General features: G+C 62.5%; 10 protein-coding genes. 2 read left to right on the forward strand and 8 right to left on the reverse strand.

The window, feature by feature from the left end; genetic code table 11:
- Positions 1–184: 184 nt before the first annotated feature.
- The 3 genes from DN745_RS00115 to DN745_RS00125 form a co-directional block, all read right to left on the reverse strand.
- Positions 185–1,114: a UbiA family prenyltransferase gene (locus DN745_RS00115; RefSeq protein WP_111331028.1), complete on the reverse strand. Its 930-nt coding sequence runs from the start codon at positions 1,112–1,114 to the stop codon at positions 185–187.
- A gap of 139 nt (positions 1,115–1,253) precedes the next feature.
- A complete protein-coding gene (locus DN745_RS00120; RefSeq protein ID WP_111331030.1) occupies positions 1,254–1,745 on the reverse strand; it encodes a CarD family transcriptional regulator in 492 nt (163 codons plus the stop codon).
- 367 nt (positions 1,746–2,112) lie between these two features.
- Positions 2,113–2,439 carry a hypothetical protein gene (locus tag DN745_RS00125; RefSeq protein ID WP_111331032.1) on the reverse strand — a complete coding sequence of 109 codons (327 nt, stop codon included), beginning with the start codon at positions 2,437–2,439 and terminating at the stop codon, positions 2,113–2,115.
- A gap of 211 nt (positions 2,440–2,650) precedes the next feature.
- Here DN745_RS00125 and DN745_RS00130 point away from each other — a divergent pair, with 211 nt between their 5' ends.
- The gene (locus DN745_RS00130; protein WP_133621967.1) at positions 2,651–4,054 is read left to right on the forward strand and encodes a hypothetical protein; all 1,404 of its coding nucleotides are present in this window, start codon (positions 2,651–2,653) and stop codon (positions 4,052–4,054) included.
- Here the strand turns inward: DN745_RS00130 and truA are convergent, their stop codons facing one another.
- The 5 genes from truA to DN745_RS00155 all read right to left on the reverse strand — a co-directional run bounded on the left by truA (position 4,055) and on the right by DN745_RS00155 (position 12,791).
- A complete protein-coding gene (gene truA / locus DN745_RS00135; RefSeq protein WP_111331035.1) occupies positions 4,055–4,891 on the reverse strand; it encodes a tRNA pseudouridine(38-40) synthase TruA in 837 nt (278 codons plus the stop codon). It abuts the gene before it with no gap.
- A gap of 66 nt (positions 4,892–4,957) precedes the next feature.
- Positions 4,958–6,886 carry an MXAN_2562 family outer membrane beta-barrel protein gene (locus DN745_RS00140; protein WP_111331037.1) on the reverse strand — a complete coding sequence of 643 codons (1,929 nt, stop codon included), beginning with the start codon at positions 6,884–6,886 and terminating at the stop codon, positions 4,958–4,960.
- Positions 6,887–7,017: 131 nt separating this feature from the next.
- Positions 7,018–8,073, reverse strand: coding sequence for an aspartate-semialdehyde dehydrogenase (locus DN745_RS00145; RefSeq protein ID WP_111337470.1), 1,056 nt, complete (start codon positions 8,071–8,073; stop codon positions 7,018–7,020).
- A 94-nt stretch (positions 8,074–8,167) separates the two neighbouring features.
- The gene (locus DN745_RS00150; RefSeq protein WP_111331038.1) at positions 8,168–11,665 is read right to left on the reverse strand and encodes a S41 family peptidase; all 3,498 of its coding nucleotides are present in this window, start codon (positions 11,663–11,665) and stop codon (positions 8,168–8,170) included.
- A gap of 172 nt (positions 11,666–11,837) precedes the next feature.
- On the reverse strand, positions 11,838–12,791 hold the full coding sequence (locus DN745_RS00155) for a hypothetical protein (RefSeq protein ID WP_111331040.1): 954 nt from the start codon (positions 12,789–12,791) through the stop codon (positions 11,838–11,840).
- Positions 12,792–13,196: 405 nt separating this feature from the next.
- Here DN745_RS00155 and DN745_RS00160 point away from each other — a divergent pair, with 405 nt between their 5' ends.
- Entirely contained in the window at positions 13,197–13,901 is a 705-nt protein-coding gene (locus DN745_RS00160; RefSeq protein ID WP_111331042.1) for a M50 family metallopeptidase, read from the forward strand.
- The last annotated feature ends 1 nt before the right edge of the window (position 13,902 follow it).

Consider the following 13,902-nt stretch of genomic DNA (forward strand, 5'->3'; position numbering starts at 1 on the left):
GCGCTCGGCGAATGGCTTATTCGCGAGCGCTCATGGCTTCATCTGACAATTTGGTGTTGCTCGGCAGGCGGTCTACGTGCGTGAGATGTACCCAACACGCAAAAAGCGCGCAAGCGCTACATCAAAGCATAACGCGGCGAGTGAGCCCTGCTATTCCATTAAACTGAAGTTAAGCGAGCAAATATCAGCCAAAGCCCAGGCCCGCGCCCCCCAGGTAGGCAATCACCAGGAGTGGCTGCAGGAGCATCGTCCCGTCGAGCAGGCCCACATAATAGAGCTCGGGGCGTGGGCGCGCGCAGAATAAGAGCGCCGCGCTGGTGGCCAGCGCGCTCAGCAAAAGAGGCAGCGTCGGGCCGCTGAGGTGGGCCCCGTAGTGCACCAGGATGACGCCGCAGAAGCCGAGCATCAGGGCCAGGGCGAGCAGTCGGGTGCGCTGGGGGCCGAGCAGCATCGGGAGCGTGCGGATTCCGGCCTCGGCGTCGCCGCGCATATCGCGAATGTCAAAGGGGAGGGTGATGGCGAAGATGAAGAGCATGCGCGCCACAAAGGTCAGAAGCACCCCCCGGCTGGCCAGGTCGACGGAGGCGTGCAGGGCGGGCAGGATGACGGTGACTGCGGCCCAGACCAGCGCGATTAGGAAGATCTTAAGCCCCGGGATATCTTTAAGGCGTCGGCGCGTGCGAAGTCTGGGCGCTGCCTTGTCCGAGGTGTCCGCGCGACCCGAGGCGGCGTCGCTGCGGCCCAGCAGTGGCAGGGAGTAGGCGCCGGCGATGAGGCCCAGGGGAATCAGCGCGGCGAGGATGCTCAGCGGGAGCACGAAGAGGGTGGCGGCGCCGGCGACGCCGGCGAGGACGACGAGTCCCCAGAGCCATCTCTTTCGCGCCTGTATCCAGCGGTGGCGCTCCGTCAAATCGACCGCGTCCTCGCCCGAGCCCGCGACCAGGCGGTCGAGGTTATAGACCATGAGGGTGGCGCAGAAGACCAGCGCCGCCGGGCCCCAGGCGTGCGGCGTGGTGCGCAAAAACGCGCGGGCGCCGAGCACATAATATGCCTGCACCGTCAGAGCCGCGGCGGCCAATGAGATATAGATATTGGAGAAGATAAGTAGGCGCATCGCCGCTGAAACTAATGCGCTTTTTGGGCATTGCGCAAGTTTGCGGCGAGTTTGGAGACGTCAAAAAGCCCGGCTCGTGAGGAGTCGGGCTTTCTTGCGGCCCGCGCGGGGCGCGAGCGTTCTGCTCTAAATCTGCTGCTTATGCCGAGAAGAGGTGCTCGAGTTCATTGATGATCTCTTCTTCGGTCGCGTCCTTGGCGATCGCCAATTCTTGGACAAATAAACGGCGTGCACGGTCCAGCATTTTGCGCTCACCGAAGCTCAGCGTCTTGTCGAATTTAAGCAGGTTGAGATCGCGCAGCACTTCGGCAATCTCAAAAGCGCTGCCGGTCTGGACCTTCTCGACATAGGCGCGGTAGCGTCGGTTCCAGGTCTGGGTATTCAGGTCAACATCGCGCTCGCGCAGGATATCGTAGACCTCTTCGACTTCTTCATCGTTGATGATATTTCGAAGCCCAACGGTCGCCACATTGGCGATTGGAATCATGAGCTTTTTGTCGGAGTCCAGCACGCGCAACACATAGAATGTTTGGCTGGTCCCCATGATTTCTTTGGTATCGATCCCGACTACCTCCGCGACACCCTGTGCGGGATAAACGGCCCTATCGCCAACCTTAAACTCCGTCGTCATGGATCTCCTTGAAAAATCTATCGTCTGAGATAGGAAAGCGATTGATGCTCTCCGAAAATCGACGCTCGCCAAAAGCTCGTTTGAGTCAAAGCAGATGGCGAGGGTCTCACGCGAAAATATTCGCGTATCGCCCTGCGTCACATACCCGTCTCGACTTATATAACCACCGCAGTCTATGGTTTTTGGGCCGCGCTTACAAGCCAGCGCTGGGTCGAAAACAAAACTACAGGTGGCTCGCAGCCGGAGGCGGGGGTCGCGGGTGACAACGCTGTGTGCGACTAAAGTCGCGACGAATGAAACCGCTTAAGCGCGAAGTTCATTCCCACCGCGTTGTCATCCCGGCATATGAAGCGGGTGCGCGGGTTACTTAAACTTTGAAACGCTTGGCAATGTCGAGCAATTTGGGCATCGTGAAGCCCGAAAGTTTTGCCTGGTAGTCGGCGTTTCCACCGGCGAAGCGCGCTTTGGTGATCTTCTCAACGAGCTCGGCTTTGGAGCCGTACTCTTTGTTGATACGCTCGTTGGAGCGATAAAGACGGAGCAATTTCGCGTTGCTCATCGTCTCGATGCGGTGCTTGAAGTCAGCGGCGTCTTCGCCTTCGGGAGCGTCGAGGAAGCTTACGACTTTCTCGGCCAGCTCGGCTTTGGAACCGAATTCGTCACGAACCTGCTGCAAGGGGCTCTTCTTTGCCATGATTTTCTCCTGGGGTTACTGTAGCATCGCTCTGGGATTTTCGAGGGCGTTCAACTATTCAGGAGTCGCGATATAATTCGCGAAAAATGATGCCGCTCGAGTCCGCTGAAGCAATCCTCAGCTTTGTTGAGGGTTAAATCCCTCAAATCAATTGATTCTTTCTAAAAAATGCTGCCATTTGGCAGCCGCGTATACCTACCAGAAGTTACCCATGAAGACAAGACAGATGAATGATGAAATCGCCGCTGACGCGCGCGCGTCAGCGCCTGAGCGAGGCCGCAGCAGGCTATCGCTGGTGTTTCTTATCGGTTTTTTGGCGCTGTCCCTGGGCTGTGACGCCAAGCCCAAGGGTGAGTCGGCGGGCCAAGCGAAGGTTGAGCAGAAGGCGGAGCCGGCGGCAGAAGAGCCGTCTTCCGAGGCCGTGCTGGTCGAGGCTGGCCCGATCAAGATCACGCTCAAGGATTTCGAATATGCGCTGCACCTCAAGCGCTTCGTCGCCTCGATGGACCAGCTGGAGCCGCCGAAGGATTACCTGGCCGCGCGCCCCGCGCAGATGGAGCTCTTGGAGCATCTGATCATGGACAGCGTGGTGGCCCACGAGGTCGCCCAGCGCGCGCTGACGATCTCGGTTGAGGAGAAGGTGGCCGCGCTGCGCTCCGAGCCGGGCGTGGCGCGTTTTGCCTCGATTTTGGAATCCCCTGCCTCCGCCGATCCCGCAGCGGACGCGGTGCTGCGTGACGCGCTCCGCGAGTTGGAGGCGCGCGGACTAACACGCGCCGATGTCGACTATGTCGCCGGGGTGATCGCCGGGGAGGCCAAGCTTCGAGACGTGTTCCTCTCCGAGGTGAGAGAAGACGCGGTCTGGCAATATTATGCGATGAAAAATGACCGCGCCCGGGTCCTGGCCATCGCCATGAGCAACTCCCCCACGATGGGCGAGGTGATGAGCGTGGTCGAGAGTGAGCCGGAGCGGATCGAGGCGTATTTTGAGGAACATAAGCTGCGTTGGAAGCCAAAGGATGGCCCCGTGCCGCAGCTCGACGACGGGCTGCGCCGCCAGATCGCAGGGATCTTGTTGGCCGAGGCGTCGGTCATCCCGTCGGTCTACAATAAGATGATGGTTGAGATTAAGGCGCTGCAGGCGGCCAAAAAGCTGCCGGCTGCCGGTAGGTCAAAGGCGTCGAAAGCTGCGCGGGAGCGCGCGATCGAGGCGTTGGCCAAGAAGTTTGAGAAGCCCGGTGTGACGGTGCATGTCACGCCGGTTTTCTCGCAGGAGAACCCCGGGTTTATCCCCGAGATTGGGCTGTCCGAGGAGTTCGCCCGCGCGATCTTCGCCACCGAGTTAAGCGAGCCGGTTTCGCCCAAGCCGGTGCTGTCGCGCCAGAAGGCCTGGGCGTTCCTCTTGCTGGAGCGCGAGCATCCCAGTCGTGAGGAGTTCGAGGCTCAAAAAGACGCGGTGCGCGCGGAGTATTTGGAGAAGTTGAAGGACGTCATTGTGCCGGGCTATGTGCAGGGGTTCTTCGGCGCGCATAATCCGGACTTTAACTTCGAGCCGCTGAAAAAAGCCTACGGCGACGCTGCGCCGGCCGCCCCGAAGGACGATCCCGGCGAGTGATCAGGGCCAGGTGTCGGGGGGCGCCCAGGGGCCGCCGAGCTGCGGGGTGCCGCCCGGCCAGGGGTGGTCGGGGTAGAAGATCTCGACGAGCCGAAGCCCCTGAGGCGGCGCGGTCGGCCCGCCCAATTGGCGCTCACCGGTGGCGAACATCTCCTTGATGACCTCGGGCGCAGCCTGACCGCTGCCGATATGAACCAGGGTCCCTACGATGATGCGCACCATATATTTTAAGAAGGCGGTGCCCTCGACCTCGACCCGAATTCGCTGGTCCTCGGCGATGATCTCGACGCGGCTCAGCGCCCGCACGGTCGTCTCCGCCGAGCAATTCTTGCCCCGAAACGCCGAGAAGTCATGCTCGCCGACCAGGTAGGTCGCGGCCTCGCGCATCGCGTCGAGGTCGAGGTCGCCGCAAACCTGCCAGACCCGATCGCGCAGCAGCGGATGATTGAAGCGGTGATGCCAGATATCATATTGGTAGATCTTTCCGCGGGCGGAATGGCGCGCGTGAAACCCCGGGGGGGCCGAATCGCCGTAGACCACGCAGATGTCTTCGTCGGTCAGCGCGTTGAGGGCGCGCACGAAGTCCCAGGGCGTGAGAGCCTTGTCGACGTCGTAGGCGATATGGGCGACCTGCCCGAGCGCGTGCACGCCGGCGTCGGTGCGGCTCGCGCCCTGGATCTTAACCTCGTCGGCGGCGCAATTTAGTATGCGCATCGCCGCCTTGGTCAGGTCGCCCTCGACCGAGCGGGCGTTCGATTGGATCTGCCAGCCGTGGTAGGCGGTGCCGTCATAGGCGACAAGAATGCGATGGTGGATCTGCTTATACGTGCGCATCATAACGTGCACCGAGGTTGGTTTGCGCGGGTTGAGACGGGTGAGCGATGTGCTGAGTGGGGCTGTGAATCAGTATTCGAACGCCACGCCAAAGACCCACAGATCGTCGCTGAGGTTGAAGCTCTCGTCGCTGCCAAAGTCATCGATCTGGCGCATGCTATATTCGGCGAAGAGGTAGGAGTTATTGATGCCCCAGGTGCGGTCGAACCCGGCGGCGCTCTCCGGCTCAATCCAGTCAAGCCACAGGTGCAGCGCGCCGGCGACATGCCAGCCGGCGGTGGCGCCGTTGCCCTTATTGCCCTGGTAGGTGGAGGTCGTGCCGCTGCTCGAGCCGGTGGACCAGAAGACATAATCCACGCCGCCTTTGACGACCGGGACCAGCGGGATGCTCCAGAATTTCTCAAGGATATCAAAGCGATAGTAAAGCGACAGGCCCATCGGGATCAGCATAAACTCGGTCTTCTCGCCGATGCTATCCGACGAGGTCGCGCTGCCGTCGGAGGTGTCGCCGACCAGCACGTCGCCGCTGAAATTGGTGTAGCCGATGCGCCCGCTGACGCCGAGGGCGCCGAAGCCCTGGAGCAGGTGAACGCCCATCTCGTACTCGCCGACGACGCGGTTGCTATCGCCAAAGGTATCTGCGAAGGGAGTGCCGCTGAGGCCGGCTTCCTCGTCGATGCCGGGGTAATAGATGCCGACGCGGACCTCGCTGATTCCGTGGATGTCCGACTCGGCGTAGGCGTTGGCCGAGACGGCCGTCGCGCCGCCCATGGCCACTAGCGCGACCAGGTAGGGAGCGAGGGATTTGGCGTTGCCGGGGCGACGGCGACGAAACGCCAGCACGCCCAGGCCCGCGAAGGCGAAGAGCAGCCCGCCGGGGAGCGCGCCGCCGGCGCTCGGGGCGACGCTGCACCCGCCGCGCTCGTTGCCGCCCGCGTCGTGATAATGCTCCCAAAAATCAGTCACTTCGACGATCTCAAAGCCCTCGCCGTTGGGGTCGAGTTCCTCGCCGGGGAAGGTCGGCTCACTGGCGTTTTCGGCCAGGTCGCGCGAGGAAATCGCGACGAAGAGTTTTCCGTTTGCGTCCGCCGGAAGTTGGGTGATCGTGGCGCTACCGGAGTACTCGCTGCCGCTGGGGTCCGGGTTATCCAGGTTGATGACCCGGCTGTAGATCGTGTCGGAGGCCTCGATCTCGGCGATGGTCATGCCCGAGAAGTCGGTGGCCGACCAATACGCTTTATAGTCCTTGATCTTGGTGACGTTGGACTGGGTCCAGGTCGCATAAATGCTCCGCTCGGTCACCGCGATCTGGCTGATCTCGGACGGGCCGTTGGGGCGCAGGGTGTCGATCTCGATGCGCGCGTCGCTCAGCTCCTTTTGGTCGGAGTTGATGCCGATATTCTTCATGAAGATGCGCAGGAAATACTGCTGGTTGACCGACGCGCTTCCCTCCTGGTTGCAGTCGTCGACGTTCTCGATGAGCGCGACATTATTACTCGCGTCCAGCTCGGCCACGGCTTCTTTGACCATGCGCCGAAAGGGGATCACGATGTCGAGGCCGCGCTCGGTTTCATTCTCGCGCTTAAACCAGTTGATGTCGGCGATATCGACGCAGTTTCGGGTGTTGTCCGGCGTGCAGGTGAAGTCCTGCGGGGTCTCGTCGGCGGGCACCGCGAAGAACATGATCCGGTCGATGCACGGGGTCGCGCCGATGCAGCGATTCGGCGAGACGCTGCTGATGAAATTATAGGAGATGCGCAGGTCGTTATCGCCAGTCCACAGGCTCTGGCATTGCTCGCGGCCGAGCAAAATATCGCGCGTGTCGTTATTGAGACCGGTGATGAATTTGCTCGTCGGCTCAACGGAAACCGAGGCGTCGAGGGTGGACGATTCGATATTGAGCGCGGACGCCGTCGAGACGCCGGCCAGGCAAGCGAAGGCCGCTGCGAGGGTCATCGCGAAATATCGAATGGAGCCGGGTGTTTTGGAGCAATTCATCAAAATATCATCCTCGGGTCGAATTTCTTCAACGCGTATTTTTAAACAAGGCGTCGTCAATAGCATTCGTGCGCTTGTTTACGATCAATCGGCAAGGCTCGGCAAGGCGCGTCGGGGACGCGCCGGGTTGATTATGCGCGGCGGCGCACGATTTCTTCGGCGATTTGCACCGCGTTGAGGGCGGCGCCTTTGCGCAGGTTATCGCTGACGCACCAGAAGTGAAGCGTCTTAGGGCGCCCAAGGTCCTGGCGCACCCGCCCGATCCAGGTCGCGTCGGTGCCCGCGGCCTGGCGCGCGCGCGGGTAGGTGAGGGTCGACGGGTCGTCGAGCAGGCTGACGCCGGGGGCGTCGCTCCACAGCGCGTGGGCCTGCTCGGCGCTCAGCGGCTTGGCCAGGTCGACCGTGATCGATTCGGAGTGGCTGCGCACCGCCGGCACGCGCACGCAGGTCGCGGCGACATCCAGCCCGGAGAGCCCCATGATCTTACGGGTCTCCTCGATCATCTTCACCTCTTCGCGGGTGAAGCCCGAGTCCAAAAAGGAGTCGATCTGCGGCAGCACGTCGAAGGCCAACGGGTAGGCGAAGGTGGTGTCCGACGAGGCGGCGGTCGGGTTTTCGGTGTCGCCGTCGAGATATTCGCGCGTGGTCTTGAGCATCTCGTCGATGCCCTTTTGACCGGCGCCCGACGCCGATTGATAGGTGCTCACGATGACGCGTTCCAGGCCCGCGGCCTCGGCCAGCGGCTGGAGCGCGACGACCATTTGGATGGTCGAGCAATTCGGGTTGGCGATGATGCCGGGTTGGTCGACGATCGCCTGGGGGTTGACCTCGGGGACCACCAGCGGGGTGTCCGGGTTCATGCGAAACGCGCTGGTATTGTCGATGACGATGCAGCCCTGCTCGACCGCGCGCGGGGCGTGCTCCAGGCTGGGCGTGGAGCCGGCCGAAAAGAGCGCGAAGTCCACGCCTTCGAAAGACGCGGTTTGCAGGTCTTCGACCTGCACCGACTTGCCGCCGAAGTCGATCGTCCCGCCGGCTGAGCGGGCGGACGCCATCGCGCGCAGGCGGGCGACGGGGAAGCCGCGCTCGGCCAAAATGGCGAGCATCTCCTGGCCGACGGCGCCGGTCGCGCCGACGACGGCGACGTTATATCCGCTGTCCGAAATCTGGGTTCCTTTTTGGCTCATCTCTTCTGTCTCCACGGCCTTATCCAAGGCGTCTGCGATTAATGTGCTGCGGTTATTAAACCGGGTCGAGGGGCGCGTCGCGCCCGGCGAAAACTCAGTCGAGTTTCCCGGGAGGCGCCATATTCGGGTATGGAGCAAACTCGGGCAGGTCGGTATTTTGTTCCTTCAATAATTCCAACGCCTTCGCGATCGCCGCGTCAAGCTGCGGGTCCTCGCCGCGATCTTCGACGCCCGGTGGGTTTTCGACCTCGATATCGGGGTCGGTGCCCCAGTTTTCGACGCTAAATCCGACGTCTTCAAACCAGAAGGAAAACTCCGGCTGCGTGGTGATCGAGCCGTCCACCAGCGCGTGGCGCGGCCAGATGCCGACGACCCCGCCCCAGGTGCGCTTGCCGAGCAGCGGCCCGAGCCCCATCAGCTTAAATGAGTGGCTGAAGATGTCGCCGTCGCTGCCGGCGTGTTCGTTGGTCAGGGCGACCAGCGGCCCGCAGACCGCCTCCTGGGGGTAGCTCACCGGCGTGCCCCAGCGCTGAATATCGTAGCCGATCGGGCGCCGGGCGAGTTTTTCGAGCAGCAATTGGCTGACGTGGCCGCCGCCGTTATAGCGCACGTCCACGACCAGGCCCTTGCGGGTATTTTCCGAGACATAGGCGCGGTGGAACTCGGCGAAACCCTCGGGGCCCATATCCGGGATATGGACATAGCCAAGTTTTCCTTCGGAGGCTTCGTGGACGCGCTTTCGATTCTTATAGACCCACTCACGATAGCGGGCCGCGGACTCACTCGGGAGCGTCTTGATGGTGTAGCGGCTCAGGGCGTCCGAGACGTCGCTGCCGTCTTCGTTACACTCGCCGTCTTTGCGGATGACCACGATCTCGACCTCTTTGCCGGCGTGGTTGAGCAGGCGCTGCTCGACGCTGACGCTCGCGTCGACGCGCTGGCCGTTGATGGCGATGACCACGTCATCTTCGGCCACGTCGATGCCCGGGCGCGCCAGAGGCGAGCGCTCGCGCGGGTCCCATGTCTCACCGGCGACGATTTTTTGGATGCGATAGCCGCCTTTTTGGGTCGGCTGTGCATCGGCGTCGCCTTCGTCGGCCAGCGTGTATTCGAAGTCGGGGTCCCAGACGAGGTCGGCGCCCAAAAAGCCCGGCTGATGATAGGGTACGGGCTCGTAGTCGCCGCCGATCTCATAGGCGTGACTGGTGCCCAATTCGCCCTGCATCGTCCAGACCAGGTCGCTGAACTCACCGCGGGTGCCGACGCGGTCCAAGAGCGCCGAATAGCGCTGCCAGACCTCGTCCCAGTCGACGCCGTTCATGTCGGCGCGCCAGAAATGCTCGCGCATCAAGCGCCAGGTTTCGTGGAGCATCTGCTCCCACTCGGCCCGCGGCTCGACTGGCACCGACAGGCGCCCGAGGTCGATAAACCCGCTGCTTCGCGAGGGCGTGGCGTCGTCGGACTCGCTGTGAATCGGGCCTTCGCCGCCAGCGCTCACGACCTGAAGGCCGTCGTCGGTCCACAGGGCGATCGTCTTGAGGTCGGCCGAGAATTCGACGCCGGAGACGCCGCGCGCGAAGGTCTTGGTGCGGTGCTTATTGAGCGAATAATACCGCAGCGTGCTCGTGCTTGGGTGCCCATGACCCGCGTCCAAGCCGCCGCCCAGGCTCCCCTCGATGGGCGAGACGGTCCAGAAGATCCGCGACTCGGTCGCGGCGAGGTCGTCGTAATTTCCCTCGCGCCCCGGGAAGATCTCGACGCGATGCTCGATACCCTCGAAGTCGATCTCGATGGACTTCGCGTCATCTTCGGCGTCGTCCTCTTGTTCGGCTTGCTCCGAGGACCCGTCCGCGCTCTCGGCCGCATTCTCATCCGCGGAGACGTTTTGCTCCTCGGGGGACTCTTCGGAGTCTTCTTCTTCGTCGTGCTGATCGTCGTCATCGTCATCCGGGTCTTCGTCCAACGGGCGCGGCGTCTCCATAAAGAGCGAGGGGACGTCGTCTCGAAGGGTCACCACGCAGGGTTTCATCGCGCGGGGGAAGCTTAATTCGAAGAAGATCTCGTCGTAAACCGGGTTGAATTTCCGGTAGGACAGGAAATAGAGATAGCGCCCCTTGGGGTCGAAAACCGGCTGGATATCCAGGTAATCGCCGCTGGTCACGGGGTGGACGGCGTCGCTGTGGAGGTCATAGATGCGCACCTGCGCGGTGGCGAAATTATTGGCGACCGCGTAGGCGACCCAGCGGCCATCTGCCGACCAGTCGAAGCCCTTGATTTCGGCGTATTTGCTGCGATCCAACACTCGCGCCTTGCCGGTGCCCAGGTCCAGGTGCACCAGTTCGTGGCGGTGGTTCGTGAGGACGACTTCGTCCGCCGTGGGCGAGACTTTGAGCTCGATCGGGCGGCCAATTTTGAAATCACCGGTGTCGATCTTGACCGGCGCGCGGGCGCCGTCGACGCGGTGGATCTCCAGGCGCTCCTCGCCGCCGGCGTCCGAGCAAACGACGATGCGGTCGCTGCCTTTTTTAGCGGCGTTTTTTGCGGCATCCGAGGTTGGGTTCAGGTAGGTCGCCAGGCGGTAGCGCACGCCCTGTTCCTCGCCGAGTTGGCGGGTCGCGCCCTCCCAATTGCCGAAGTCAAAGAGCTTGCCGCGGGTGGTCACCGCGAGGCGATGGCCGCGCGGGTGAAGGGCGAAGGAGTCGAGATAATCCTCGGCGTCCACGTATTTTCGGCGCAGGCCATCGCGCGGCGAGGCGTAGTCGCATTCGATGCGCGAGGTCTTACCGCTGGCGACGTCGAAATGCCAAAGGTCGCCGCCGACCGTGTAGACGATCGACTCGCCGTCGGTGGCGGCGAAGCGGGCGTAGAAGCCGATATGCTCGGTGTGGCGCGTCAGGTCGGAGCCGTCGGTCAGGCAGGAATAGAGGTTGGCGTAGCCCTCTTCGTCCGACAGGAAATAGACGCGCTCGCCGATCCACATCGGGCGCACCAGGCCGGCCGAATCTTTGCCCGACACAAATTGCGGGCGCAGGCGCTCCCAATTGCCGGAGCCGTCGGCGTCGATCCACAACACACCGGCGGTGCCGCCGCGATAGCGTTTCCACCGGGCGAGGTCGTCGGCGTGGCGCGCGATGACCCGACCGCTGCCGTTGAAGGTGATCGAGTGGGCCAGGCCCACCGGAATTCGTGTCGCCTCGCCGCCGCCCACCGGGACTTTAAATAGCGAAATGCTTCGCCGAAAGGGCGCGCGCGAGTTGGAGCGAAACACGATATGTGAGCCGTCGGGCGTCCAGCCCACCACGGTGTTCATCGCGCCGTTAAAGGTCAATTGGCGCGCGGGGCCGCCGCGCGAATCCATGACATAGATATCGGTCGCGCCGCGGTCGGTGCCCACATAAGCGATCTGTTTTCCGTCGGGCGAATGCGCCGGATAAGACGCCGCGCCGCGCCCACGCGTCAAGCGGCGTGGGAATCCATGAAGAACGCCGTCAGCGTCGGCGCTCGGCGAGATCTTCATCTCCCAGAGGTCATCCTCGCTGACAAAAACAACACGATCTTTAGAGATGCTCGGCTGGCGATAATATCCCTTCATATTTTATCTACACTTTCTAAGTTTTTGACGGGTCTAAAATATTTGGAGTCATGATTTTCATCACGGTGCGCGCTTCTACAACGCGCCGCAAAAAGAACCAAGTCGCAATCGGTTTCTGGTGTGTTTGGCGGGGGGCGAGGCGATGGGAGCGCCGGCTCCCATCGCCGGTTATTTAGGCGACCTGGCAGCCGGCCTGGTCGGCGAGCATCCAGATGAGTCGGAGCTCCTGGGCGCTCGGGTCAAGCTCGCCGACCTGGACGTCGGCGAGGCTGTCTTTGTGCACGCAGAAGGTGCCGTCGTCGAAGGTCTGGGCGATGCCCGCGGGGACCAGGACCGCGTCGAGCAGGTCGGCGGCGGCGAAGTCCTGGTTATGGGCGCCAAGCGGGGTGTTTAGGTTCTGGAGGAAGGGTTGCAGGCCCAGCAGTGTGAGGTCGTGCAGTTGGGCGTCGGCGCTCGCGCGGGCGAAGCGGCAGCCGGCGCGGGTCAGGCGGGCGAAGGCGTCGATGGGGTAGCGTTTGGTCGGGTCGAGCTTTCGCAAGGCCGCGATGGGGATGGCGATCGCGGTGAAGACGGCCTCTTCGATGGCCTGGGCGGTGTGCGGCTCGAAGATCGAGGTGTCGCGCCAGCCCGGCTTGGCCGAGCGGATGTCGGTGGCGGAGTTTTCCTGCTGGGAGTTTCGGTTATGGATGGAGTGGGCGACCCAGAGCCCCCAGGCGGGGTGAATTCCAAGCATGATAAAGAGGCCGGCGGCGCTGGCCGGGGGGACGAGTTTGCGGGTAAACGCCTCGCATAGGCTTCGGCGAAGGCTGGCGTCGTCGAGATTGAGCGCCTCGTCGAGCGCCAGGTTCGGCACGAAGGTCTCGCGTTCGGGGCGAAGGATGCCGCAGCCGCAGCAAAGCGCGCAGAGGCGCGCCCAGCCGCCGGGCGGGCTGGTGTTATGGAGCTTCTCCAGGCGTCTGCTGACCCGCGCGGCGAGCTGCCAGGCGCCGTCGGCCTCGAAATGCCCCTGCTGGTGGGCGTGGCTGAGCAGTTGAAGCACCGGGTCCTGGATGGGCGTGGCAGGGCGAAGTTCGGGCAAATCTCGACCGCTCTCGACGAGCTCCAAATAGCTATTGATTCCCTTCATTTGATATCTCCTCACGGGCGTCGCCGTGATGTCTCGCGGACTTTCTCCGCGTATTTGTTTGTTTGATGTGTCGGATAAGAGGCGCGTCGCCGATCTTCTTTGCCGCCCGCGGCCCGATGCGTCTGGGGCGGGCTCAAGCGCAGAGATGGCGGCGTCCTCGCTAACTATTTTCGGCAAAGCCGCCCGATTTGTTGCGTGGTTGGCCAGGGATTTTGCGCGGCCCGGGTGTGGAGGGAGCAGCGCAACGCTTGGTGCTGCCAAGGCGCGCGCTGCTTTTGAGCGCGGATGGATTAAACGCGATTTGAATCTACTTTCTAATCGCACCTGCTTGATTCGAACCTGTGGCCTGAGTTAGGTCATGCCAGATTCGGCGCCAGATGAGGTGCCTTGAAACGAGAAGTCATTATGTTTGGAAATTCGAGCAAGAGCTGGAAGCTATTTTCGGTCTTCGGCCATCAGATCTATGTCACGCCCTTCTTTTTGCTGCTGATCGCGCTCTTCTCGTTCAGCGGGCTCGAAGCAGGCGGGGGCGCGCAGGCGTTTCAGCGGGTGTTGATCTGGGCGCCGGTGCTCACGATTGGCATTCTCATTCATGAATTCGGCCACGCGTTCGCGCTGCAGGGGTTTGGCTACGGGGCCAGCCGCATCGAGCTGCAGGGATTTGGCGGGGTGACGATGAACCGGCGCGGGGGCGTGCGCCCGCCGGGTAAGTCGATCCTCATTAGCCTGGCCGGACCGGTGGCGAGCGCCCTGCTGGGGCTGGCCTCGTTTGTGGTCCTGGTGGTCGCCGGCGACGCCATCAGCGCGCAGAGTTTTTGGGGCGAATTGCTGTGGACGATGATGGCGGTGAACTTCTTCTGGGCGGTCTTTAATATGCTGCCGATCAACCCGATGGACGGCGGCCATATCGTGCTCCACGCGCTGCGCTGGGGCCTGAAGGACTCGCGCAAGGCCGTGCGTTACTCGGCCATCAGCTCGCTGGTCGTGTTGGGCCTGTCGATCGCCGGGGCGATGGCCCTGGGCTATGGCGGCATCGGCCTGCTCTGGATCATCATGCTCGGCGCCATGTTCGGCATGCAGAATTGGCAGATGTATCAGGCGACCAAATAAT

It is taken from the genome of Bradymonas sediminis, from assembly GCF_003258315.1.
Taxonomy (GTDB): Bacteria; Myxococcota_A; Bradymonadia; order Bradymonadales; family Bradymonadaceae; genus Bradymonas; species Bradymonas sediminis.

Coding starts and splice junctions, on each gene's coding strand:
- truA (WP_111331035.1), bottom strand. CDS start 4,891: ATGATGCGCACGTATAAGCAGATCCACCATCGCATTCTTGTCGCCTAT.
- DN745_RS00145 (WP_111337470.1), bottom strand. CDS start 8,073: ATGAGCCAAAAAGGAACCCAGATTTCGGACAGCGGATATAACGTCGCC.
- DN745_RS00115 (WP_111331028.1), bottom strand. CDS start 1,114: ATGCGCCTACTTATCTTCTCCAATATCTATATCTCATTGGCCGCCGCG.
- DN745_RS00130 (WP_133621967.1), top strand. CDS start 2,651: ATGAAGACAAGACAGATGAATGATGAAATCGCCGCTGACGCGCGCGCG.
- DN745_RS00155 (WP_111331040.1), bottom strand. CDS start 12,791: ATGAAGGGAATCAATAGCTATTTGGAGCTCGTCGAGAGCGGTCGAGAT.
- DN745_RS00120 (WP_111331030.1), bottom strand. CDS start 1,745: ATGACGACGGAGTTTAAGGTTGGCGATAGGGCCGTTTATCCCGCACAG.
- DN745_RS00150 (WP_111331038.1), bottom strand. CDS start 11,665: ATGAAGGGATATTATCGCCAGCCGAGCATCTCTAAAGATCGTGTTGTT.
- DN745_RS00160 (WP_111331042.1), top strand. CDS start 13,197: ATGTTTGGAAATTCGAGCAAGAGCTGGAAGCTATTTTCGGTCTTCGGC.
- DN745_RS00140 (WP_111331037.1), bottom strand. CDS start 6,886: ATGAATTGCTCCAAAACACCCGGCTCCATTCGATATTTCGCGATGACC.
- DN745_RS00125 (WP_111331032.1), bottom strand. CDS start 2,439: ATGGCAAAGAAGAGCCCCTTGCAGCAGGTTCGTGACGAATTCGGTTCC.